Genomic DNA, 23,439 nt, shown 5'->3' with positions numbered 1-23,439 from the left:
AAGCCATCCAAGAGCCGCGAGAAGGAAGGTGACGTGGCCCTGATCAGTGCGGCATCGCGCCGCGACTGCTTACGGCACATTGACTGGCTACTTGTCGGCTGGTTCGAAGCCATCAGAGAAGATGGCTTCAACGAGACGAAGTCGGTAGCGGAAATGGCCCGCGTCTCCGCCGACGGAGATCACCCATTCGTCGGGCCCGATGTCCGAAGCGGCGAGCTGATTGCGGGGAGCCAGTCGGGTTCCCAGCCAGTCGCTCGTGGCCAACGTGCGTCCGGTGGTTGCATCGAGCACGTGCAGTCGCCCCTCTGCGACGGCCACCAGCGGCTTGGAGGCATCGCCGAGCGGGAGAACGGCATCAAGCGGCACACCAGTGCTGATGCCGCGCAGATGAGTCAACGTACGCGAGTCGCGGAAGCTGATCTGCCCATCCGCGGCGAAGGTCATCAGCAACTCGGGCGCCCCCTTCACGGAAGACGGTAGCAGGTGCAGGCCGGACGCGCCGATAGGCTGCGCCGACAATGGTTGAAGGGATTGTGCGTCGATGACGTGGATCGACTCGGATGAGGCCAGAAGGAGTGCAGGCGGCGATCGGTGTGTAGCCTTCAGGAACTCCATGCCCACGACCGAACCGCCGGTATTCCCGATCGGCTGCGATGCGGCCAGCAGCTGACCCGTCGTCCCGGAAAGAACGGCGATCAGCGCAGGCTGGCCGGGCGAGAACGGCATTGCCAGCGAGACCGCGATATCGGCGACACCATCGCCGTCGTAGTCGAATGCCACGGCATGCTCGATCACGCGGCTCGCGAATGGCTCCTGTCTGCCGTCCAGTTGCCATCGCGTCTCGTGGGTCGAGCCGTCGATGACCGACAACCGGCTATCGGAGGAGCCGTAGCCATAGACGGTGATGTCCGATCGAGCGCCCACCGGTAGAAGAAGAACGCCGTTGGCCGAGAGCGAGAACGGCGAATCCGGTTGCCAGGGGACCTCTGGTGATTGCCATTCGAGCTGTCCGCTTTGCACATCGTGGATGCGCACTGTCGTCTCCAAGCGGTCGCTTTCCGAAGCGAAGACCTGCTCCGGAATACCATCCCCGTCGACGTCGCCAATCGCGACATTGGTGAAGCGCCCGTCGAGGGACTCCAGAGCGAACGTCCACCGGCCGCGTCGCAGATCCACCCAGCGGGCCCGCGTACGCCGTCCGTTTCCATCGAGCGACCCTTCGGCGAGCCCCAGGTCCTGGTAGCCGTCCCCGTCCAGGTCGCCCTGGGCGACCGCGCAGATGCAGTAGTCGTAGGTCTGTATCGTGTAGCGCTCCTGTTGTGTCTCCCCGTCGAGGAAATGCAGCGAGGCCCAGAGTTGGGCGTCGCCATAGACGATCTCGTCGCGACCGTCCCGGTCCAGGTCGTAGACGCCCAGCGCTCCAACACCGTACTGGCTCTTGTGAGTCCACAGCCACGGCCAGGGCGCCTCGGCGCCGACGACTCCCAGGTCCCAACCCGCGGTGACGATCTGCAGGGCCCCACCCAGACCGCTCCTGGCGGCCATCACGCGGTCGGCGAAGCCGCCACTGGGTCCTCCCTGATCTGCACCGGTGGCACCGTCGACGATGTTCCGCGAGTTACCGACGACAATCTCCAATGCAGCGTCGGCGTCGAGCTGCACTAGTGCGAGTTCGGAGGCGGGCCATTGGGTTCGGGTCTGCCAGAGAAGCTGGCCGGTTGCGAGTGAGTAGGACCTCAACTCATAGTCGTCGAAGGAGGCGATCAGTTCGTCCATGCCGTCGGCATTGACGTCACCGATCACGGCTTTGCGCGGAACGCCGGCCAGTTCGAAGCCGCGCAGAGGCTTGAGCGGCCAGCCGCCATAGGCCATCAGGCGTCCACGGAACGCGGTGAGGTGGCTTAGCGTGTAAATCGTTTCCGCGGGAACGGCGCCGGAGGCCGCCATCACGGCGACGAGCGATTCGCCCGGAACGACCAACGACTGCTTGACTTCGATCTGGTCGGCGGCATTCATGCCCACGACGATCAACAAGCGGGAATAACCGGCATGTGCAGAGAACGCGAAATCATCGCGGCCATCACCATCGAGATCGCGGACAGAAAAACCGTCCCGCGCCGCGAAGAACAGGCTGGGGATTTCGCTCCCAAGTGACTCCAGTTCCACGCCGTTCGCAAAGGCCACGGAGCCGGTGATGGGTACGAGCCAAGCGAGCGCCGCGAACAACGAAAGACGACGTCGATCCCGACGTACTTCCATGAAGCTTCCCCTGACGAAACGATCGTTGCGATCCAGTCACCGATTCTAGGCGATAGGCGCATCTACGGGCATCGTTTCGCCGGCCTCGGCAGCCATCAACGGGCAATTACGACGACTGGGTGCATCGTGACGGCGCCAAACCGATCGTATGCACGTTGCATGCATGCGCGACGCTTTGAAGACCAAGCCCCCGGCATTCGCCGGGGGCTTGGTCACTTCAGTCGAACCTGGACGTCGCTCAGGTTCGTTGACGCAGGACGACCAGGCTGGCGAGTCCCATCAAGGTCAGCAGTACCAGGGTCGACCAGCCGCCGACCGGTACCGGCACCACGACCGCGGCGGGAGCGCGCGCCTGGCCGGTCAGTACCACGTTGACGGACCCGACATCGGCGGTCACCGTGATCGTCTGCGAGTAGGTGCCCGGGCTCCCGGGCGCGAACGCATAGATCACCGTGCAGCTTTCGTCGGCATCGAGCGGGAACGGCACGGCACCGCAGGTGCCGCCCGGCAGCTGGCTGAACGGGGCGGCGGCCGGACTCAGGCCGGTCACCGTCAGCGGACCCGAGCCGGTGTTGACGACGGTGAGGGTCCGCGTGCTGCTGTCGCCGACGTTGAGCTCGCCGAAATCGAGCGTGGCATTCAACACGCCCAGGACGCCTGCCACGCCGGTACCGCTCAGCGTGATCGAGCCGCCGCCCGGCACGTTCGCCGTCACGGTCAGCGTCTGGCTGGCCGGGCCGGCGGCCGCCGGTGCGAAGGTGTAGCCGACGGTGCACGACGCACCGGCCGCGATCGTGATCGGCAGCGCGCCACAGGTGCCGCCGGACTGCGCGAACGGTGCAGCGGCAGCGCCCAGCGCGGTCACCTGCAGGGGTGCGCCGCCGCTGTTGCCGAGCGTCACCGACTGGACCGGACTGGTCGAACCGATCGCCACCGGTCCGAAGTCGAGGCTGGCCGGCGCGAGGGTCAGGCTGCCCTGTGTGCCGGTGCCGCTCAGCATGATCGAGCCGCCGCCCGGTACGTTTGCCGTCACGGTCAGCGTCTGGCTGGCCGGGCCGGCGGTCGTCGGCGCGAAGGTGTAGCCGACCGTGCACGAGGCACCGGCCGCGATCGTGATCGGCACTGCGCCGCAGGTGCCGCCCGACTGTGCGAACGGCGCTGCGGCAGCGCTCAGTGCGGTCACCTGCAGGGGTGCGCCGCCGCTGTTGCCGAGCGTCACCGACTGGACCGGACTGGTCGAGCCGACCGCCACCGATCCGAAGTCGAGGCTGCCCGGCGTGACGGTCAGGCTGCCCTGCGTACCGGTACCGCTCAGCGTGATCGAGCCGCCGCCCGGAGCATCGGCCGTCACGGTCAGCGTCTGGCTGGCGGGACCGGCGGCGGCCGGCGCGAAGGTGTAGCCGATCGTGCAGGAGGCGCCTCCGGCGATCGTGATCGGCGGCGCGCCGCAGGTGCCGCCCGATTGCGCGAACGGTGCGCTGGCCGCCGTCACCGCCGTCACCTGCAGCGACACGTCGCCGCTGTTGGACAGGGTCACGCTCAATGGCGCACTGGTGGTGCCGACCGGCACGGTGCCGAAGGCGAGTGTCGTCGGCGCCAGCGTCAGTGCAGCGGGCTGGAGCACGGTCGTGGTGTCGGTCTGGCTGTTGTTGGCCGGGACCGGATCGGTCACGCCTGCCGCTGCCGCTACCGTGGCTACATTGGACAGCGTGCCGGTCGCCGCCGGCGATACCGTGCAGACCGCCGTGTAGGTGACGCTGCCACCGGCCGGCAGGTTGACGGTGTCGCTGAGGTTGCCGCTGCCACCGGCCGTGCAGGTGCCGCCTCCCGCGCCCGTGCAGGTCCAGGTCACGCTGGCACAGCCGGCCGGGAACGTGTCGGTGACGGTCGAGCCCGGCGCATGGCTGGGCCCGGCGTTGCTCGCGACGAGGGTGTAGGTCGTGCTGCCGCCGGCCACGACCGAGGCGACGCCGTCGGTGTTCGTGATCGCCAGGTCCGCCTGCGCAGTCAGCGTGTCGGTGTCGGTCGCCGAATCGTTGGCCGCGTTCGGATCGGAGCTGCCGGCGATGGTCGCCGTGTTGCTCAGCGAACCGGTGGCTGCGGGGTCGATGGCGCAGACCGCCGTGTAGGTGACCGACGCGCCGTTCGGCAGGTCGAGCGTATCGGCGATGTTGCCGCTGCCCGCGGCGGTGAAGCCGGCGGCGCCGCCCGCGCCGGTGGCGGTGTAGGCCACGCTGGCGCACTGGGCCGGGAAGGTGTCGGTGACGGCGGCGGCGGTGTCGTTGCCCGGCCCCAGGTTGGACGCGACGATGCTGTAGGTGACGGCCGTTCCCGGGACCGCGTCGGTCACCCCGTCGGTCTTGGTGATCGCCAGGTCGGCGTCGAGGATACCGAAGGTGTCGACGGTGGAGGCACCGCCGATGCCGTCATTGGGCAGGCCCTCGGCGATGATCGTGATTGCATACGGCAGGTCGCCTGCCGTGTTCACGCCGAAGTTGAATTCCACCGACCGGCTCGCGCCGTTGGGCCAGGGCGCGGTCGTCGTGATCACGCCCATCGCCAAGCTGGAGTTGACGCCGCCGCCGAGCGCCTGCGCGGCCGGTGTCTGCAGCGTCAGCGCCTGGGCCGTCACCGTCGTCGTGTCGGTCAAGGTGATGGTCTGCGTGGGCGAGTTGAGCGCGCGCAGGTCGAGCACGCCGGCGGGCGGCGTAGCGCCGGTCAGGGTCGACAAGGCGATGATGCGGTAGCGGAACGCGGTCAGCGGCTTGCCCGACTGGTTGGTGTACGTGCGTCGGATCTTCAGCGTGCCGTTCGCGCCGTTGGTCACCGGCGTCAGGTCACGGACCAGGTTCGGCTCGGCGTCGGCGGGCTGGCCCGGGTCGATGACGGCGGCGGTCATCGTGTCCGCACTGTGCATCGGTGCCGCCGTCGTGGTGAACGCGGTCATCGTGTGTCCGCGTTGGGGGCCGGGCGCACCCAGGATCGCGGCAACGCCGCTGAAGGTGCCACCGGTCGGCTCGACCAGGATGAAGTCCGCCGCGTTGTCGCCGGTGTCCTGCGGGAAGTTCGGCCCCGTCCCGCTCGGCTCCGTCTTGCGCACCCAGCTGTGCTGCCCCGCCGCCGTGATGCCGGCGGCCGGTGCCAGCCCGGTGCCTTCCTTGTAGTCGGCGAGGGTCACCGAGCTGTAGCCGACCGCGTCCAGGCGATTGGCACTGGTCGCCGCCGACGTGGAGAAGACCGCCAGGCCGACGTCGTCGGGCAGGAAACCGACCGTGGCCGATGCCGGATTGACCGAGACGTTGGCCGAGCCGCTGGCCGTGATGCCGGTGCCCGTGGGGTAGGTGGACAGGCTGTAGGTATTGCCGGCCGGCGATGGCGCCGTCGGTTGCGTGGAAATCAGGAAGTAGCTGCGCGGTGCGAGGGCGAGGGGGCCTGCGGTGCTCAACGTCTGCGGAAGCACCAGGAACGTGGTTTCCGCGGCGCCCTGGGCGCCGGCGATGCGCCAGCCCGCCCCTGAGGGGCTGGTGGGATCCGCGCCGGGGACCGCGTCGATGATCGTGATCGACTGGTCGGTGTTGTTGTACAGCTCGATGAACTCGTCCGCCGAGCCGTCCGAGCCGGGCGGCGTGGTGCCGGCACCGCGCGTGCGGAACTCGGAGATCAGGATGTCGCCTGCTGCCGGCGGCGCCGGCCGTGCGTCGAAGGTGAGCGTCCAGCCGCCGCTGATCGTGCCGCCGTCGAGGTTGGCGTCGTCGATGATGTAGAGGTTCCAGGTGCCGTTGGGATTGTCGCCGTTGAACGCGGACAGCGTGTAGGTGTAGGGCGCTGCCGGTGCCGGCGCCGGAAACAGGTCGGTCGTGCCGGAATTGGCCGGGCGGTACGTGCCGGTGACGAACGGTACGCCGGTATTGCCGGTGACCGTCGACGGCACCGGCCGCTCGGCATAGTCGTCGAGCGTGACGTTGATGTTCGACACGCCCGGCGAGCCGGCACCGAAGTCGGACATCAGCACGACCTTGCGGCCGCTCGGCGACACCAGCAGGATGTCGACGTCGGCCGGGAACGCGTGCGAGAACCCGTTGAGCGTCACCGACACGCGTTCGATCACGCCGGTCTCGCCGGCCACGGTGATCGGCGAGGGGTACAGCGATGCCGCCTGACCGGAAGCCGGGCAAGGGTTGGGGCAATCCGTGATGGTGATCGCCGTCGCGTTGCTGTAGCTGGTGGGACCGCCGCGCGGCGCCGTCGCCGGCCGGCTGGCCGGCGGGCTGCCCGCGTCGCTCCAGAACGCACGTACCACCGGCGTCGCGGCCGGCTCGACGGCAAATGATTTTTCGGCGAATGCCGTGGCGGGTGCGGCAAGCGCACCGATCAGCGCGATCGACAGCCACGCCGCATGCGGCCATAACCACGAACTGCGCGCACGCTGTGCGCGCGACAAGAGGTACCTCTTCATCGTTTTCCCCTTTTCCCTTTTTGTCCCTGGAGTCGCCAAGGCTACTCCTCGGCAATGACGTCCGCACCATCGCCGGTGGCGTCGCGAAGGGGGTAGGGGGCGGGGCATCCGGACTCGCGTTCAGGTTGCTCGAACGCGAGTCCGGCGCTCCGGCAAGCGTTCGCATGCCGAAGTGGCCCGGCCTGCGCTGCGGGCCTGCGTTTTGCGAGCGCAGGCCGGCCCGTCAGGCCTTGGCGAACACCAGATGCCCGCCTTCGGCGTCCACGGCGATGCCGTCGCCCGGCTGGAAGCGTCCTTCGAGGATCTCCTTCGCCAGCGGGTTCTCCAGCTGCTGCTGGATCGCACGCTTGAGCGGGCGGGCGCCGTAGACCGGATCGAAGCCGACGTTGCCGAGCAGGTCCAGCGCCTTGTCCGAGATCGAGAGGCGCAGCTGGCGTTCGGCCAGGCGCCTGCCGAGGTAGTCGGTCTGGATCCGCGCGATCGTGCGGATCTGCGCCTTGTCGAGCGGACGGAACACGACGATCTCGTCGAGGCGGTTGATGAACTCCGGCCGGAAGTGCGCCTGGACCACGCCCATCACGGCGGCCTTCATCTGCGTGTACTGCGCCTCGTCGTCACCGGCCAGCTCCTGGATGTACTGCGAGCCGAGATTGGAGGTCATCACGATCACGGTGTTGCGGAAATCGACCGTGCGGCCCTGGCCGTCGGTGAGGCGGCCGTCGTCGAGCACCTGCAGCAGCACGTTGAAGACATCGGCGTGCGCCTTCTCGACCTCGTCGAGCAGGATCACGCTGTACGGGCGCCGCCGCACGGCCTCGGTCAGGTAGCCGCCTTCGTCGTAGCCGACGTAGCCCGGCGGCGCGCCGATCAGGCGGCTGACCGAGTGCTTCTCCATGAACTCGCTCATGTCGATGCGCACCATCGCCTCGCCCGAGTCGAACAGGAACTCGGCCAGCGCCTTGCACAGCTCGGTCTTGCCGACGCCGGTGGGGCCGAGGAACAGGAACGAGCCGTTCGGGCGGTTCGGGTCCGACAGGCCCGCGCGCGAGCGGCGGATCGCATCGGACACGGCCCTGACCGCCTCGTCCTGGCCGACCACCCGCTTGTGCAGCTCCTCTTCCATGCGCAGCAGTTTCTCGCGCTCGCCCTCGAGCATCTTGCTGACCGGGATGCCGGTCCAGCGGCTGACGACCTCGGCGATCTCCTCGGCGGTCACGCGGTCCTGCAGCAGCTGGAAGCCGGAGGTCTCGGCCTTCTGCGCCTCGCCCAGCTGCTTCTCCAGCTGCGGGATGCGGCCGTACTGGATCTCCGACACCTTGGCGTAGTCGCCCTGGCGCATCGCCGCTTCCAGTGCCAGCCGCGCCTGCTCGATCTCCTCCTTGATCGTCTTGGTGCCGGCCACCGCGGCCTTCTCGGATTTCCAGATCTCCTCCAGGTCCGAGTACTCGCGCTCCAGGCCGTCGATCTCGGTTTCCAGGTCGGCCAGGCGCTGCCGCGACTCGGCGTCCTTCTCCTTCTTGAGCGCCTCGCGCTGGATCTTGAGCTGGATCAGCCGCCGTTCCTTGCGGTCCAGTTCCTCGGGCTTGGAGTCGATCTCCATGCGGATGCGGCTGGCCGCCTCGTCCATCAGGTCGATCGCCTTGTCCGGCAGCTGCCGGTCGGGGATGTAGCGGTGCGACAGCGTGGCCGCCGCGACGATCGCCGGGTCGGTGATCTCCACGCCGTGATGGACGGCGTACTTCTCCTTGAGGCCGCGCAGGATCGCGATGGTGTCCTCGACGCTGGGCTCGCCGACGAAGACCTTCTGGAAGCGCCGCTCGAGCGCGGCGTCCTTCTCGATGTACTTGCGGTACTCGTCGAGCGTGGTCGCGCCGATGCAGTGCAGCTCGCCGCGCGCGAGCGCGGGCTTCAGCATGTTGCCGGCGTCCATCGCGCCTTCGGCCTTGCCGGCGCCGACCATCGTGTGCAGCTCGTCGATGAACAGGATCACCCGGCCTTCCTGCTTGGCGAGGTCGTTGAGCACGCCCTTGAGGCGTTCCTCGAATTCGCCGCGGAACTTGGCGCCGGCGATCAGCGCGCCCATGTCGAGCGACAGCACGCGCTTGTCGCGCAGGCCTTCGGGCACTTCGTGATTGATGATGCGCTGGGCCAGGCCTTCGACGATCGCGGTCTTGCCGACGCCCGGCTCGCCGATCAGCACCGGATTGTTCTTGGTGCGCCGCTGCAGCACCTGGATCACGCGGCGGATTTCCTCGTCGCGGCCGATCACCGGATCGAGCTTGCCGGACTCCGAGCGCGCGGTCAGGTCGACGCAGTACTTCTCCAGCGCCTGGCGGGTTTCCTCGGCGCTCTCCGAGTCGACCTTCTCGCCGCCGCGGACTTTCTCGATCGCGGCCTCCAGCGGGGCCTTGGTGGCGCCGGCCGCCTTGAGCGCGGCGCCGACTTCGCCCTTGTCCTCGAGGGCGGCCAGCACGAACAGCTCGCTGGCGATGAACTGGTCGCCGCGCTGCTGGGCCAGCTTGTCGGTGAGGTTCAGCAGGCGGCCGAGGTCGTTGCCGACGTTGATGGTGCCTTCCTGGCCGGCCACCTTCGGCAGCTTGTCCAGCGCCTGGCCGATGCGCGCGCGCAGCGCGGCCACGTTGACGCCGGCCTGCGCCAGCAGCGGTGCGGTGGAGCCGCCCTGCTGGTCGAGCAGCGCGGCCAGCACGTGCGCCGGCGCGAGCATGTTGTGGTCGCGGCCCACGGCCAGGCTCTGGGCATCGGCCAGGGCCTGCTGGAAACGCGACGTGAGTTTGTCCATTCGCATCGATCGGTACCTGAAAAAGGGGGAGGCGGCGCATGGCCGCGAATACCGTGAAAATGAGGTTGGATCGGTCCGGATCAAGCAGGTGGCGGGGCATTCCCGCAGCTGCGGCGTCCAGTGTGCCTCAGCCACCCGGCCGGATCCTTGACCCCGATCAGGTGGAAAAGCCGCGCCGGAGCGGGCAGCATCGGCACGGGGCGCCGCCGGAGACCTTGCATGATCACCGTCCACCACCTGGAGAATTCGCGCTCGCAGCGCGTGCTGTGGCTGCTCGAAGAGCTGGGCCTGGACTACGCCATCGTGCGCTACGCGCGCGACCCGGAAACGCTGCTGGCGCCGCCGGAACTGCGCCGGGTCCATCCGCTCGGCAAGTCGCCGGTGATCGTCGACGGCGCGCTGACGATCGCCGAATCCGGCGCCATCATCGAGTACCTGGTCGACCGCCACGGTTCGGCGCTGGCGCCGCCGGCCGGCTCGCCCGAGCGCCTGCGGTACACCTACTGGTTGCACTTCGCCGAAGGCTCGGCGATGCCGCCGCTGCTGCTCAAGCTGGTCTTCCAGCGACTGGCCACGGCACCGATGCCGTTCTTCGCGCGGCCGGTCGCCCGCCGCATTGCCGCATCGGTGCAGCAGCGGCTGGTGGATCCGCAGCTCGTGCGCCAACTCGACTACCTGGAGGGCGAGCTGGCCGGACAGGACTGGTTTGCCGGCGCCGCGTTCAGCGCCGCCGACGTCCAGATGAGTTTTCCGGTCGAAGCCGCCGCGGCGCGCGCGGGCCTGGATGCCGGCCGGCCGCGCCTCTGGGACTGGCTGCAGCGCATCCACGCGCGGCCGGCCTATCGGCGTGCGCTGGAGCGCGGCGGCCCATACCAGCTGCTCGGCGAATGAGCGACCATGCGGGTGGAATGCGCTTCGCGCGGGGAGGCGTGAGCCGATGAGGAAGATCCTGGTCCTGAGCGTCTCGGCCGGCGCCGGCCACGTGCGTGCCGCCCAGGCCCTGGTCGCCGCCGCGACCGGCCTTCACGATGTGGAGGTCGTGCACTGCGACGTGCTCGACTTCGTGCCGGCGGCGTTCCGCAAGCTCTATGCGGAGCTCTATCTGGACCTGGTCGGCCGCCATCCGCACCTGTGGGCCTACCTGTACGACAAGGCCGACCGCGCGCCGCGCGAGGCCTGGTTCTCGCGCATGCGCCGTGCGGTCGAGCGCCTCAACACGCGCGCCCTGCACGAGGAGGTCGCCCGCCAGGGCGCCGATGCGATCGTCTGCACGCATTTCCTGCCGGCGGAGCTGCTGGCGCGGCGGATCGCTCATGGCGAGGCGGTGCCGCCGGTCTGGGTGCAGGTCACCGACTACGACGTGCACCGCCTCTGGGTGCAGCCGGGCATGCGCGGTTACCTGGTGGCCGGCGACGAGACCGCGTTCCGCCTGCGCGAGCTGCTGCCCGACACGCCCCGCATCGCCGTCACCGGCATCCCGGTGCTGCCGCCGTTCGCGCAGCGCCACGACCGCGCCGCCTGCGCGGCGGAGCTGGGCATCGACCCGCAGCGCACGACGGTGCTGGTGATGACCGGCGGTGCCGGCATCGGCAGCGGTGCGGCGATGGTCGAGCGGCTGCTGGCGATCGACGGCGATTTCCAGATCGTCGCGCTGGCCGGCCGCAACGAGGCCCTGCTGGCCGCGTACCACCGGCTGGCGGCAGCGCAGCCGCAGCGCCTGTGGCCGCTCGGCTTCACGACGACGGTCGAGCGGGTCATGGCCTGCGCCGACATCGCCGTGACCAAGCCCGGCGGGCTCAGCATTTCCGAGTGCCTGGCCGTCGGCCTGCCGATGGTGCTGATCGCGCCGATACCGGGTCAGGAAGAGCGCAATGCCAGCCACCTGCTGGAGCAGGGGGCGGCCCTGCTGGCCCTCGACGCCACGGCGCTGGAGTACCGCATCCGCCGGCTGCTGGCCGATCCGGCGCTGCGCGCTGGCCTGCGCCAGCGCTGCCTGGCGATCCGCCGGCCGGCCGCGGCACGGCAGGCACTGGACCAGGTGCTGGATGCCGATGCGGCGCGTTGAGACGGCCCGCGCCGGCCTGCGCCGGCTGTCGGCCGCCGCCCTGGCGTTGCTGGCCGGGGCGTCGCCGTTGGCGGCGCGTCCGCTGGCCGGCGACGAGCAGGTGCTGTTCGTGCCGGGCATCGCCCGCCCGCTCGAGGCCGGGCGGATCGAGGTCGCGATCGACGCCTGGGTCTACGAGCGCGAGGAGCGGCCGCGCCTGGCCGCGGCGTTCGCACGCTATATCGGGTTCGACTTGGCCACGGCGACGGCGGCGGATCGCGAACGGTTCGAGCAGCGCACGCGCCTGTTCCTGGTCGACTCGGAGAACCGCAAGCGGCTGGACGTAGCGTTTCCCGGCGGGCTGCGCGTCACCCTGCCGCGCACGCGGCACGGCGGGCGCAGCACCACGCGCGTCACGATGGACGGCGGCGCCATCGCGGCCGACGTGCGCTGGGTCGACTTCCATGCCGTCCTGCCGCCGGCGGACGCCCGCCGCTTCGCCGGCCGTGCCCTGTGGGTGCCGGCGCGCGGCCTGTCGGTGGTGTCGGACATCGACGACACGATCAAGGACTCGGGTGTCGCCGACCGGCGCACCCTGCTGCTCAACAGCTTCGTCCACCCCTTCAAGGCGGTGCCCGGCATGGCGGATCGCTACCGGCAGCTGGCGGCGGCGCCGGGCCTGCGTTTCCACTACGTGTCGGGCAGCCCGATCCAGCTGCTGGCGCCGCTGACCGACTTCCTCGCGGCGGCGGGCTTTCCGGACGGCAGCATGCACCTGCGCGAAGCGACCGCGTGGCGGACGCTGGTCCCGCGCGAGGGCGCCTCCGAGGCGCACAAGCTCGGGGTCCTCCGGCGGCTCCTGGCCGACCTGCCGCATCGCGATTTCGTCCTGGTCGGCGACGCCACCGAGGCCGACCCGGAGATCTACGCGACGCTGGCGCGCGAGCAGCCGGACCGCGTCTGCGCGATCCTGATCCGCGATCCCGGCCACGCCGGGCGCGACGCCTCGCGCTATCGCAGCGCGTTCGCCGGCATCGCGCCCGAGCGCTGGCGGCTGTTCGACACGATCGAGGACGTGGCCGCGCCGCTGGATCGCTGCGTGTCGGCCGCGCGCTGAACACTGCCGGAAGCCCGCGGCGGCCGGCGGCCGGGGTGCGTTTGCGCGGCGCCGCCGGTGCGGCAGAATCGGGGCGACGCCCGAGCGTCTGCCATCCCCTATGCCGATGACGCACGAGACACGGTCCGGCGGCCTGCCGCCGCCACCGGCCCTGGCAGCCGACGCCGCCCTGTTCCTGGACCTGGACGGCACGCTGCTGGACTTCGCGCTGCGGCCGCAGGATGTCGTCGTCGCTGCCGGACTGCGCGAGGCGCTGCAGCGGCTGCACGTGCGGCTCGGCGGCGCGCTGGCCCTGGTCAGCGGCCGCCCGCTGGCCGACATCGACCGCCTGTCCGGCCTGCCGCAGCTTGCCGCCGCCGGCCTGCACGGCGCACAGGTGCGCACGCCGGCCGGCGTGGTCGAGCAGGCGCCGCCGCCGGCGGCCGGTCTGGACCCGGTGCGGGCGCATCTGCGGGGCTTCGCCGAGCGCTGGCCCGGCGTGCTGGTCGAGGACAAGCACGACGCGCTCGCGCTGCATTACCGCGCGGCGCCCCACGCGCAGGCGGCGGTCGAGGCGATCGCTGCGGACCTCCTGCGCATCGCCGGTTCAGGATTCGCGTTGCAGCATGGCAACCGCGTCGTCGAGCTTCGCCCGGCGGGCAGCGACAAGGGAACGGCGGTGGTGCGCCTGCTCGGCGAGCCGCCGTTCGCCGGCCGCCTGCCGTGGATGATCGGCGACGACCTGACCGACGAGCACGCCTTCCGCCGCGTCAACGCGCTCGGCGGCCGCAGCGTGATCGTCGGCCCGCGCCGGCCCAGTGCGGCGCGCCATGCGCTGGCCGGGCCGGACGCGGTGCGGGCCTGGCTGGCCGAGGCCGCTTCGGCGCCGGGACCGGCCACCGGATAGGAAGGGCATGAGCCAGCCGCAGGATCTCGAACTCGGCATCATCGGCAACGGCGGCGTCAGCGCGCTGGTCGATCGGCGCGGACGGATCGTCTGGGGCTGCCTGCCGACGTTCGACGGCGATCCGGTGTTCTGCAGCCTGCTGACACCGACGATCGGCGAGGCCGGGCTGTTCGACGTGCTGCTCGACGGCCTGGCGGACCAGACCCAGCACTACCTCGACAACAGCGCGGTGCTGCGCACCCGCCTTTCGTCCGCCGACGGCAGCGCCGTGGAGATCACCGACTTCGCGCCGCGCTACAAGCAGCACGGCCGCCTGTTCCACCCGATGACCCTGGTGCGGACGTTGCGGCCGGTTGCCGGCGCGCCGCGCATCCGCGTCCGCCTGCGGCCGCTGGCCGGGTACGGTGCCCGCCGGCCGGAACGCACGCTCGGCTCCAACCATGTGCGCTTCCTGCTCGACGGCCTGGTGCTGCGCGCGACCAGCGACATGCCGCTGCCGATGCTGGCCGACGAGCTGCCGTTCCTGCTCGACCGGCCGGTCCACATCGTGCTCGGTCCCGACGAGACGCTGGCCGAGTCGCCGGCGCGCTTCGCGCACGAAGCGCAGGAAGCCACGCTCGGCTACTGGCACGAGTGGGTGCGCTACCTGTCGATCCCGGCCGAGTGGCAGGAGGCGGTGATCCGCGCCGCCATCACCCTGAAGCTGTGCCAGTACGAAGGCACCGGCGCCATCGTCGCGGCGATGACCACCTCGATCCCGGAGGCCGCGCACACGGTGCGCAACTGGGACTACCGCTACTGCTGGTTGCGCGACGCCGCCTTCGTCGTGCGTGCGCTCAACCGCCTGGGCGCCACGCGCAGCATGGAGGAGTACCTGCGCTACCTGTTCAACCTGGCAGCCGGGCAGGGTGATTTGGCACCGGTGTACGGCATCCATTTCGAGCGCGAGCTGCACGAGCGCGAGGCCGAGCACCTGGCCGGCTACCGCGGCATGGGGCCGGTGCGGATCGGCAACGACGCCTGGCGCCAGACCCAGCACGACGTCCACGGCAGCGTGGTACTGGCGGCGACGCAGCTGTTCTTCGACCGGCGCCTGGTCGCCGCCGGCGACGCCGCGGCATTCCGGCGCCTGGAACCGGCCGGCGAGGCGGCCTGGCGGCTCTACGACCAGCCCGATGCGGGACTCTGGGAGTTCCGCGGGCGCGCCTCGGTGCACACCTATTCGAGCGTGACCTGCTGGGCCGGCTGCGATCGCCTGGCGCGCATCGCCGGCCATCTCGGGCTGGCCGACCGCGCCGGCCACTGGCGTGCGCGCGCCGACGCGATGCGCATGAAGATCCTGGAACGCGCGGTCCATCCGCAGCGCGGCCATTTCGTCGACGTCTTCGACGGCAGCGGGCTGGACGCCAGCCTGCTGCTGCTGGCCGAGCTGGGTTTCGTCGGCGCCACCGACCCGCGCTACGTGGCGACCGTCGAGGCGATCGGCGCGGCGCTGGCACGCGGCCACCACCTGTTCCGCTACATCGCGGCCGACGACTTCGGCATGCCGGAGACCGGCTTCACGATCTGCAGCTTCTGGTACGTCGACGCGCTGGCGGCGATCGGGCGGCGCGAGGAGGCGCGTGCGCTGTTCGAGAAGCTGCTGTCCCAGCGCAACGCGCTGGGCCTGCTGTCCGAGGACATCGCCCCGGCGACCGGCGAACTGTGGGGCAACTTCCCGCAGACCTATTCGCTGGTCGGCCTGGTCAATGCGGCGATGCGCTTGTCGCGCAGCTGGGAGGAGCTGTCGTGAACGCCGCCTTCCGGTCCGGCGCGGCACATGCGGGACGGCGGTGATGGGGCGCCTGGTCGTCGTCTCCAACCGCGTCGCCGTGCCGCGCGAGCGGCGCGCCGGCGGCCTGGCGGCGGCGATGCATGCGGCGCTGTCGCAGCGCGGGGGGCTGTGGTTCGGCTGGAGCGGGCGCGTCGTCGCGGCACCGGCCGACGCGCCGAAGATGGAAGCGCAGGGCGCGATCACCTACGCGCTGACCGACCTCGGCCGCGCCGACTACGAGGCCTACTACCTCGGCTATGCCAACCGCGCGCTGTGGCCGCTGTTCCACTACCAGCCGAACCTGGTGGAGTTCAGCCGCGCGAACCTGGAAGGGTACCTGCGCGTCAACCGGCGATTCGCGGCGCAGCTGGCGCGGCTGCTGCGCGAGGACGACACCGTCTGGGTCCACGACTATCACCTGATCCCGCTCGCCAGCGAGCTGCGCGCGCTCGGCGTCGGCGCGAGGATCGGCTTCTTCCTGCACATCCCGTTGCCGGCGCCGGAACTGATGGCGATGCTGCCGGGGCATCGCCGGCTGGTGGAGTCGCTGGCCGACTACGATCTCGTCGGCCTGCAGACCGAGGCCGACCGGCACGCGCTGGCCGACTACTTCGTTCGCGAGTGCGGGGCGTCGACCGCCGACGGCCGCCTGATCCTCACGCCGGGCGGTCGCCGCTTCCGCATCGGCGCGTTCCCGATCAGCATCGATACCGCCCTGATCGCCCGCCTGGCCACGTCCGGCTCGACCAATGCCGCCACGCGCGGCCTGGTCAGCAGCCTGCAGGGGCGCGCGCTGGCGATCGGCGTGGACCGCCTGGACTACTCCAAGGGCCTGCCCGAGCGCTTCGAGGCATTCGGCCGCTTCCTGGCGCGGCATGCCGAGCGCCGCCGCCAGGTGTCGATGATGCAGATCGCCCCGCTCTCGCGCGAGGACGTGCCCGAGTACCGCGAGCTGCGCGAGCGGCTCGAACGCATGGCCGGCGCCACCAACGGCCAGTACGCCGAGCCGGACTGGGTGCCGATCCGCTACATCAACCGCAGCTTCCAGCAGGCCACGCTGTCGGGCTACTACCGCGTGGCCCAGATCGGCCTGGTGACGCCGCTGCGCGACGGCATGAACCTGGTCGCCAAGGAGTTCGTCGCCGCGCAGGGCGCGGACGACCCCGGCGTGCTCGTGCTGTCGCGCTTCGCCGGTTCCGCCAACGAACTGGCCGGCGCGCTGCTGGTCAACCCGCACGACGTCGACGACACCGCCGAGGCGATCGAGCAGGCACTGGCGATGCCGCTGGCCGAGCGCCGGGCGCGCTGGCAGACGATGTTCGACTGGCTGCGCACGCACGACATCGCCGCCTGGCGCGATGCCTTCCTCGCTGCGCTCGACGCCGGCTGAGCGCGGCGCGTTGCGGTGGTGAGGCCGCCGCGTTCAGGGCTGCGGCAGCGTGTACCGGAAATCGTAGTGGTGCTTGCCGTCGCTGATCGTGATCGTCATGCGGCCGCTGATGCCCGCGAGCGCGCCGGTGCCCGAATCGGGGACCACGGTGATGCTCAGTTCCGGCGTGCCGCGCGTCAGCGTGCCGCTGTGCTGCAGCGCGAAGCTGCCGCTGCGGCCGTGCAGCGTGCCGGTGACGCGCTCGATCGCGACGTAGCCGGCCGAGCCCTGGGCGTCGCCGGCCGCGGTCAGCATCTCGCCGCTGCCGGTGGCGTCCAGGTCGCCGTGGAAGGTCTTGTCGAGCGCCATCCGGCCGCGGCGCGCGTCGCCGCCGGCCTTGTCGTGCAGGTCCAGCGGGCTGAGCTTGACGTCGAAGAGGCCTTGGGCGTGCTGGGTCATCGGGGCTTCCCGTGCAGGAGGTGGCGAGGACGGCGGTTCGGCAGCGCGCGCGCCGGGCGAAACGCCGCCGGCGACGGCCAGCGCCAGAAGGAGGCACGCGGCCGGCAGCCTGGGATTCTCGGACATCGGATCGTCACTCGGTGTCGGGGACGTTCGATGCTGGCCGCCAGCCCGGCTCGCGTCAACCCGGTTTCACGGCAGGAAGCGGGCGGCCACGTCCGGCCCGGGTACCAGGCAGGCGTCGCTGCGGCCGAACCAGCGATAGCGGTTGCGTGCGATCCATCGATAGGCGGCGTCGCGCAGCGGCCGCGGCACGGCACGCAGCAGGCCCGCCAGCCGCCAGCCACCGCCGAGGCCCCGCAGCACGCGCAGCAGAGCCTCGCTTTCGAGATGGCCGTGCCCGTCCTCGACCAGCAGGAAGGACGGGGGATCGGCCGGGTCGAGACCGTGCCGCGCGAGCAGCGCCTGGCCGCTGACGCCTTGCTGGGCGGCGAAGCGAAAGCGGTGCGCGCGATCGTGCCGCAGCACGAAGCGCACGCTGCGGCTGCACAGCAGGCAGTTACCGTCGAAGACGATGACGGGAGCTTCAATCGACATCGAGCCATCCCGCATAGGCGATCAGCAGCGCGCCGCGCGGGAGCCGGACCGTGACCTCGAACCGGTAGCGGCCGGCGTGCACGTACTCGCGCGCATTCACGTCGAGCAGGGCGCACGGTACTGGCACGCCCGCCACGCGCACGCGTTCCAGCGCCCATTGCAGGGTTCCTTCGCGAACGGCGAGCCGGAACGCCAGCGCGACCGGGCCGATCCGCTCGACCAGGCAACCGCCGCGGGCCGACAGCGCCGACGCGAGCCGGTGCGGGCCGAACCGGCGGGTCCAGCGCTCGCCTGTCGCACCCGGCACGATCCGCACCGACAGCGGATGGAGGACGTCCGGCGGCAACCGCAGCAGGCGGCCGCACAGCCGCGAGAAGCGCGTGGTGCCACGCGTGACCTGCGCCTGGCCGGCATAGTCGCGCGACCGATCGGCGCGATGGATCCGCTGCACGCGTGCCGGCAGGGCGGCCAGCGCCCGCTCGCCGAGCAGGCGCTGGAACAGCGGGGCCGGCCCATCGGCGGCCGGCGCCGCCGTGGCGCGTTCCGGCGCGGTGCCGGAAGCGCCCACGGCGCTCAGGCCGTGGCCGGGTTCGGCTTCTCCGGATCGAGCTTCCACTGCTTGATCGCGCGTGCGACGTCTTCCGGGTTCATCCGGCCTTCGGCGACCAGCGCGCTGATGGCCGCATGTGCGATCCAGTAGCGGTCGACCTCGAAGAAGCTGCGCAGATGGGCGCGGCTGTCGCTACGGCCGTAGCCGTCGGTGCCGAGCACGACGAAACGCTTGCCGTCGGGCAGGAACGCGCGGATCTGGTCGGCGTAGCCACGGACGTAGTCGGTGGCGGCGACGACCGGGCCGGCGCGTTCGGCCAGGCAGCGGCCCACCCAGGACTGGCGCGGCGTCTTTTCCATCGGATGCAGGCGGTTCCAGCGCTCGGCATCGAAGCCGTCGCGGCGCAGCTCGTTGAAGCTCGGGCACGACCACACGTCCGAAGCCACGCCGAACTCCTTCTCCAGCAGCTCGGCCGCGGCGATCACCTCGCGCAGGATCGTGCCCGACCCGAGCAGCTGGACGGTCGGCACGCTGCTGGGCTTGCCCTTGCCCTTGCCGCCGGCCTTGCCGCCCAGCCCCGAGTCCTGCAGCAGGTACATGCCCTTGATGATGCCTTCCTCGGCACCCTCGGGCATGTCCGGATGGGTGTAGTTCTCGTTCATCACGGTGACGTAGTAGAACGCGTCCTCCTGCTCGGTCAGCATGCGGCGCACGCCGTCCTGCAGGATCACCGCGATCTCGAACGCGAAGGTCGGGTCGTAGCTGTGGCAGTTGGGGATCGCGCCGGCCAGCAGGTGGGAATGGCCGTCCTCGTGCTGCAGGCCCTCGCCGTTGAGCGTCGTGCGGCCGGCGGTGCCGCCGATCAGGAAGCCGCGCGCGCGCATGTCGCCGGCGGCCCAGGCCAGGTCGCCGATGCGCTGGAAGCCGAACATCGAGTAGTAGATGTAGAACGGCAGCATCGGCACGTTGCTGACCGAGTAGCTGGTGGCCGCCGCCATCCACGAGGACATCGCGCCCGGCTCGCTGATGCCCTGCTGCAGGACCTGGCCGCTCTCGTCCTCGCGGTAGTACATCAGCTGGTCGGCGTCCATCGGCTTGTACTTCTGGCCGAACGGCGCGTAGATGCCGATCTGGCGGAACATGCCTTCCATGCCGAAGGTGCGCGCCTCGTCGGCGACGATCGGCACGATGCGCGGGCCGATCACCTTGTCGCGCAGCAGCAGGTTGATGCCGCGCACGAACGCCATCGTCGTGGAGATCTCGCGGTCGCCGGAGCTCTTGAGGATCGGCTCGAACACCGGCAGCTCCGGCGTCGGCAGCGTCTCGGACTTGGGCCGGCGCTGCGGCAGGAAGCCGCCCAGCGCCGTGCGCCGCTCGATCAGGTACTGCACTTCCGGCGAATCCTTGCCGGGGTGGTAGTACGGAACGCTCGGCAGGTCGGCGTCGGAGACCGGAATATTGAAGCGGTCGCGGAACGCGCGGATCGCCGCGTCGTCCATCTTCTTCTGCTGGTGGGTGATGTTCTGCGACTCGCCGGCGCCGCCCATGCCGTAGCCCTTGACGGTCTTGGCGAGGATCACGGTCGGCCGGCCGGTCGTGTTGACCGCTTCGTGGTAGGCCGCGTAGACCTTGTGCGGGTCGTGGCCGCCGCGGTTCAGGCGCCAGATGTCGTCGTCGGAGAGGTTGGCGACCATCTCCTTGAGCTCCGGGTACTTGCCGAAGAAATGCTCGCGCGTGTAGGCGCCGCCGAAGGCCTTGCAGTTCTGGTACTCGCCGTCGACGGTCTCCATCATCAGCTTGCGCAGCGTGCCGTTCTTGTCGCGCGCCAGGAGCGGATCCCAGTAGCTGCCCCAGATCAGTTTGAGCACGTTCCAGCCGGCGCCGCGGAACACGCCCTCCAGCTCCTGGATGATCTTGCCGTTGCCGCGCACCGGCCCGTCCAGGCGCTGCAGGTTGCAGTTGACGACGAAGATCAGGTTGTCCAGGCCCTCGCGGCCGGCCAGCGAGATCGCGCCGAGCGACTCGGGCTCGTCGGACTCACCGTCGCCGATGAAGCACCAGACCTTGCGGTCGCTCGGTGCGATCAGGCCGCGGTGCTCCAGGTACTTCCAGAACTGCGCCTGGTAGATCGCCTGCAGCGGGCCCAGGCCCATCGAGACGGTCGGCACCTGCCAGTACTCGGGCATCAGCCACGGGTGCGGATAGGACGACAGGCCCTTGCCGTGGCCGGCCACTTCCATGCGGAAATGATCGAGCTGTTCCTCGCTGAGGCGGCCTTCCAGGAACGAGCGCGCATAGACGCCGGGGCTGGAATGGCCCTGGTGGAAGATCAGGTCGCCCGGATGCGCCGCGCTCGGCGCGCGCCAGAAGTGGTTGAAGCCGACGTCGTAGAGCGTCGCGCTCGACGCGAAGCTGGCGATGTGGCCGCCGAGGTCGCCCGGCTTGCGGTTGGCGCGCACGACCATCGCCATCGCGTTCCAGCGGATGATCGAGCGGATGCGCCATTCCATCGCCGCGTCGCCCGGCGACTTGGCCTCCAGATTCGCGGGGATCGTGTTGATGTACTCGGTGGTCGGCGCGAACGGCAGGTGGCCGCCGGCGCGACGCGTTTCCTCGACCATCCGCTCGAGCAGGTAGTGGGCACGGTCGGTGCCCTCCGCGTCGATGACGGCCTTGACCGAATCGGTCCATTCGCGCGTCTCGATCGGATCGGGGTCCTGGTCGAGGATGTCCTGTAGCTGGTTCATGTACTGCCCTCCGCGGCCGCTGTCGGCGCGGCTCGATCGATGCTGGATTGAATGACGTACCGCCCATTCTAGCGGGTCGCGGCGTCCACAGGCCGCCGTGCGAAGCTAGGATGGCCGCTGCGGGCGTGATTTCCCGTATCCCGGGCAGGGCGGACGTCGGGCCGCGATCGCACGAATCAAAGGGGGGCGCATGAAACGGATGCCGTCGTGGGGAGGCTGGGGGCTTTTCGTGGCGGCGCTGGGCGCCGCGATGCCGGCACAGGCCGATCTGGTCGTCTACGACGACGCCCTGCGCAACGGCTTCCAGAACTGGTCCTGGGGCGAGGTCGACCTCCAGGTGCCGGCGCCGGTACACGCCGGCACGCAGGCGATCGCGTTCCGTGCGCATTCCTGGCAGGGGCTTTCGTTCGCCCGCCCCGGCCAGCCGGTCAGCGCGGGTGCGTACCCGCAGCTGCGCTTCTGGATTCGCGGCGAAGCCGGCGGCGAGCAGTTCCGCCTGGTATTGCAGTCGGCCGGCGCGGCCGTCGCCGAGGCGGCGCTGGACGGTTTCGTCGCCGGCGGCGCCGTTGCGGCCGGCCAGTACCGCGAGGTGGTGGTGCGCCTGGCCGACCCGCCGCTGGCCTACGCCGGCGCGTTCGACCGCATCGACCTGGTCGATGCCAGCGGCCGTGCACCGGCCAACCCGCAGCGCGTCCATGTCGACGAGGTGCGCCTGGTGGAGGGCAGCGCCGTGGTCGACCCGGTCTTCGCGGACGGCTTCGAGGGCAGCGGCCCGCCGCCGGCGGGCGGGCTCGCGATCGAGCACGGCGTCGCGATCGACGGGCTGTCCGGCGACCGCTTCGCCTGGACCGACCGGGCCGGCCTGCCGCGCTCGGCCACGCTGGCGCACAACAACGCCGGCACCGCGGCCGACGGCAGCCGCGGTGGCGAGCTGCGCGAGTTCCGCTACCAGGTGGGCGCGGCCACCCGCACGCTGCGTGCGGTCGGCGGCGGCGCCGGCGGCTTCGGCTATGTCGTCTCGCACCCTACCGACGCCGCCGCATGCACCGGCGAGGGGGATTCCTCCAGCCTCGGCCATTTCACGCCCGGCCAGTTCCAGCGCGTGTTCGAGGGGCGCCACCATGCGATCTTCCGCTTCACGCAGGCCTACCCGCGCTATTGCACGGTCAGCGCGCCGGCCGCGCGCCACGACGTGCCGGTCACGATCGACTGGGTGTTCGCCAACGGCCGCGACCACCCGCTGTGGTCGATCACCTGGGATCTGTCGGCCGTGCCGGTCGGCCGGCTGGCCGACGATTCGCGGGCGCCGTACGGCGAGCTGCGCATCGACGGCGCCGCCAGCGATGGCGCGCGCAGCCTGATCGCCGGTACCGGCTGGGGCGACCGCTACCGCTTCACCAGCAGCACCGATCCCCTGACCCTCGCCAGCGCCTGGACCTGGAACCAGCCCAATACGGTGCCCTACGCCAAGCTGTGGACCACGGCGGTCGACGCGACGATGGGCATCGTCCAGAGCGAGACGATCGACCAGCAGGATGCCGGCGGCTACTGGGGCCAGGACCTGTGGATGCGCACCAGCGGCCAGGTCAGCGGCTGCCCCGGCAACCACCTGATGCCGTGCAACTACAACTGGCCGTTCCAGACCGTCAACTACTCGTTGTCCGGCGGCAATTCCACCCGCAGCGCGCGGATCGCCTGGGGTACCAACTTCGGCTTCCTCGGCCAGGCGCAGTACCGCATCCGCGGCAACGCCTACTACGGCGGCTCGGCCAACGGCACGGCGCTGCCGGGGGACCCGATGGCGCCCGGCTGGCCGAGGAAGAGCTACGCCACCTACATCGTCTTCGGCACCCACAGTGCCGACCCGGTCGGCGCGCAGGTCGCGCAGATCGAGACGATCCAGGGCCTGAGCCTGAGCGCCACGATCGGCAGCGTCGCGACCAGCGGGCCGGCCGGCGTCGCCGATGCCACCACCCAAACCTATGCACCCCCGGGCTACGATGCCGTCTACGGGGCGCTGACGTTCGTCGCGGCGGCCAACCGGCTCGATGCGAACATCGCCGTCGCCAGCGGTATGCTGCGCCATCCGCTGCTGGTGCTGCGCCAGTACGGCGGCAGCCTGCCGGCTACGCTGCGGCTGAACGGCGCGGTCCTTGTGCGCGACCAGGACTGGCTGCCGTCGCCGCGACCCGGCGCGCAGGAGCTGTGGATCACGCTCAAGCGCGATCTGTCGGGTGCGGTGAACCGCATCGAGATCGTGCCGTGAGCGACCGTTTCGACGCCGCGCCGGGCCGAGGCCGGGCATGCGCGTCCCGTTCTCCAGGGGGACTGGGGTGCTGACC

At 70.6% G+C, this 23,439-nt stretch carries 14 protein-coding genes; 7 read left to right on the top strand and 7 right to left on the bottom strand.

All coding sequences use genetic code 11. The annotated features are described in order from the left end of the window. Positions 1-87: 87 nt before the first annotated feature. The 3 genes from I596_RS13905 to clpB form a co-directional block, all read right to left on the bottom strand. A complete protein-coding gene (locus I596_RS13905; RefSeq protein WP_150132173.1) occupies positions 88-2,259 on the bottom strand; it encodes an FG-GAP repeat domain-containing protein in 2,172 nt (723 codons plus the stop codon). 238 nt (positions 2,260-2,497) lie between these two features. Continuing rightward, positions 2,498-6,715, bottom strand: a complete 4,218-nt coding sequence (locus I596_RS13900) for a beta strand repeat-containing protein (protein ID WP_190278917.1) — start codon at positions 6,713-6,715, stop codon at positions 2,498-2,500. A 223-nt stretch (positions 6,716-6,938) separates the two neighbouring features. Beyond that, on the bottom strand, positions 6,939-9,521 hold the full coding sequence (gene clpB / locus I596_RS13895; protein ID WP_067649153.1) for an ATP-dependent chaperone ClpB: 2,583 nt from the start codon (positions 9,519-9,521) through the stop codon (positions 6,939-6,941). A 213-nt stretch (positions 9,522-9,734) separates the two neighbouring features. On the opposite strand from clpB, the gene I596_RS13890 reads away from it, so the two are divergent. From I596_RS13890 to I596_RS13865, 6 genes are all read left to right on the top strand, one after another. Then, on the top strand, positions 9,735-10,406 hold the full coding sequence (locus I596_RS13890; RefSeq protein WP_067649150.1) for a glutathione S-transferase family protein: 672 nt from the start codon (positions 9,735-9,737) through the stop codon (positions 10,404-10,406). A 46-nt stretch (positions 10,407-10,452) separates the two neighbouring features. Next, positions 10,453-11,580 (top strand): MGDG synthase family glycosyltransferase, encoded by a 1,128-nt coding sequence (locus I596_RS13885; protein ID WP_067649147.1) that lies wholly within the window; start codon positions 10,453-10,455, stop codon positions 11,578-11,580. Beyond that, positions 11,567-12,676, top strand: coding sequence for a phosphatidate phosphatase App1 family protein (locus I596_RS13880; RefSeq protein ID WP_223303834.1), 1,110 nt, complete (start codon positions 11,567-11,569; stop codon positions 12,674-12,676). The genes I596_RS13885 and I596_RS13880 overlap by 14 nt, the downstream gene beginning before the upstream one ends. A gap of 106 nt (positions 12,677-12,782) precedes the next feature. Continuing rightward, on the top strand, positions 12,783-13,562 hold the full coding sequence (gene otsB, locus I596_RS13875) for a trehalose-phosphatase (RefSeq protein ID WP_150132172.1): 780 nt from the start codon (positions 12,783-12,785) through the stop codon (positions 13,560-13,562). 7 nt (positions 13,563-13,569) lie between these two features. Beyond that, positions 13,570-15,354, top strand: coding sequence for a glycoside hydrolase family 15 protein (locus I596_RS13870; RefSeq protein ID WP_067649141.1), 1,785 nt, complete (start codon positions 13,570-13,572; stop codon positions 15,352-15,354). Positions 15,355-15,397: 43 nt separating this feature from the next. After that, entirely contained in the window at positions 15,398-16,765 is a 1,368-nt protein-coding gene (locus I596_RS13865; protein ID WP_067649138.1) for an alpha,alpha-trehalose-phosphate synthase (UDP-forming), read from the top strand. A gap of 33 nt (positions 16,766-16,798) precedes the next feature. Here the strand turns inward: I596_RS13865 and I596_RS13860 are convergent, their stop codons facing one another. From I596_RS13860 to aceE, 4 genes are all read right to left on the bottom strand, one after another. Further along, on the bottom strand, positions 16,799-17,203 hold the full coding sequence (locus I596_RS13860) for a DUF3224 domain-containing protein (RefSeq protein ID WP_067651996.1): 405 nt from the start codon (positions 17,201-17,203) through the stop codon (positions 16,799-16,801). A gap of 192 nt (positions 17,204-17,395) precedes the next feature. Further along, the gene (locus I596_RS13855; protein ID WP_067649135.1) at positions 17,396-17,815 is read right to left on the bottom strand and encodes a thiol-disulfide oxidoreductase DCC family protein; all 420 of its coding nucleotides are present in this window, start codon (positions 17,813-17,815) and stop codon (positions 17,396-17,398) included. Then, entirely contained in the window at positions 17,790-18,416 is a 627-nt protein-coding gene (locus I596_RS13850; RefSeq protein WP_083965585.1) for a DUF4166 domain-containing protein, read from the bottom strand. Before I596_RS13850 ends, I596_RS13855 begins: the two co-directional genes overlap by 26 nt. Continuing rightward, the gene (gene aceE / locus I596_RS13845) at positions 18,374-21,097 is read right to left on the bottom strand and encodes a pyruvate dehydrogenase (acetyl-transferring), homodimeric type (RefSeq protein WP_067649129.1); all 2,724 of its coding nucleotides are present in this window, start codon (positions 21,095-21,097) and stop codon (positions 18,374-18,376) included. Before aceE ends, I596_RS13850 begins: the two co-directional genes overlap by 43 nt. Positions 21,098-21,287: 190 nt before the next feature. Between aceE and I596_RS13840 the strand changes: the two genes are divergently transcribed. After that, positions 21,288-23,363, top strand: coding sequence for a hypothetical protein (locus tag I596_RS13840; protein WP_150132170.1), 2,076 nt, complete (start codon positions 21,288-21,290; stop codon positions 23,361-23,363). Positions 23,364-23,439: the final 76 nt, after the last annotated feature.

Origin of the sequence: Dokdonella koreensis DS-123, from assembly GCF_001632775.1 — a bacterium.
Lineage (GTDB): Bacteria > Pseudomonadota > Gammaproteobacteria > Xanthomonadales > Rhodanobacteraceae > Dokdonella > Dokdonella koreensis.
Note: the sequence above shows the minus strand (reverse complement) of the source record. Positions and strands in the feature narration are given on the sequence as shown.

What these genes read in the sequence shown, in the direction of transcription:
- I596_RS13905 (WP_150132173.1), bottom strand. Translation starts at nt 2,259, where the DNA reads ATGGAAGTACGTCGGGATCGACGTCGTCTTTCGTTGTTCGCGGCGCTC.
- I596_RS13900 (WP_190278917.1), bottom strand. Translation starts at nt 6,715, where the DNA reads ATGAAGAGGTACCTCTTGTCGCGCGCACAGCGTGCGCGCAGTTCGTGG.
- clpB (WP_067649153.1), bottom strand. Translation starts at nt 9,521, where the DNA reads ATGCGAATGGACAAACTCACGTCGCGTTTCCAGCAGGCCCTGGCCGAT.
- I596_RS13890 (WP_067649150.1), top strand. Translation starts at nt 9,735, where the DNA reads ATGATCACCGTCCACCACCTGGAGAATTCGCGCTCGCAGCGCGTGCTG.
- I596_RS13885 (WP_067649147.1), top strand. Translation starts at nt 10,453, where the DNA reads ATGAGGAAGATCCTGGTCCTGAGCGTCTCGGCCGGCGCCGGCCACGTG.
- I596_RS13880 (WP_223303834.1), top strand. Translation starts at nt 11,567, where the DNA reads ATGCGGCGCGTTGAGACGGCCCGCGCCGGCCTGCGCCGGCTGTCGGCC.
- otsB (WP_150132172.1), top strand. Translation starts at nt 12,783, where the DNA reads ATGACGCACGAGACACGGTCCGGCGGCCTGCCGCCGCCACCGGCCCTG.
- I596_RS13870 (WP_067649141.1), top strand. Translation starts at nt 13,570, where the DNA reads ATGAGCCAGCCGCAGGATCTCGAACTCGGCATCATCGGCAACGGCGGC.
- I596_RS13865 (WP_067649138.1), top strand. Translation starts at nt 15,398, where the DNA reads ATGGGGCGCCTGGTCGTCGTCTCCAACCGCGTCGCCGTGCCGCGCGAG.
- I596_RS13860 (WP_067651996.1), bottom strand. Translation starts at nt 17,203, where the DNA reads ATGACCCAGCACGCCCAAGGCCTCTTCGACGTCAAGCTCAGCCCGCTG.
- I596_RS13855 (WP_067649135.1), bottom strand. Translation starts at nt 17,815, where the DNA reads ATGCGGGATGGCTCGATGTCGATTGAAGCTCCCGTCATCGTCTTCGAC.
- aceE (WP_067649129.1), bottom strand. Translation starts at nt 21,097, where the DNA reads ATGAACCAGCTACAGGACATCCTCGACCAGGACCCCGATCCGATCGAG.
- I596_RS13840 (WP_150132170.1), top strand. Translation starts at nt 21,288, where the DNA reads ATGAAACGGATGCCGTCGTGGGGAGGCTGGGGGCTTTTCGTGGCGGCG.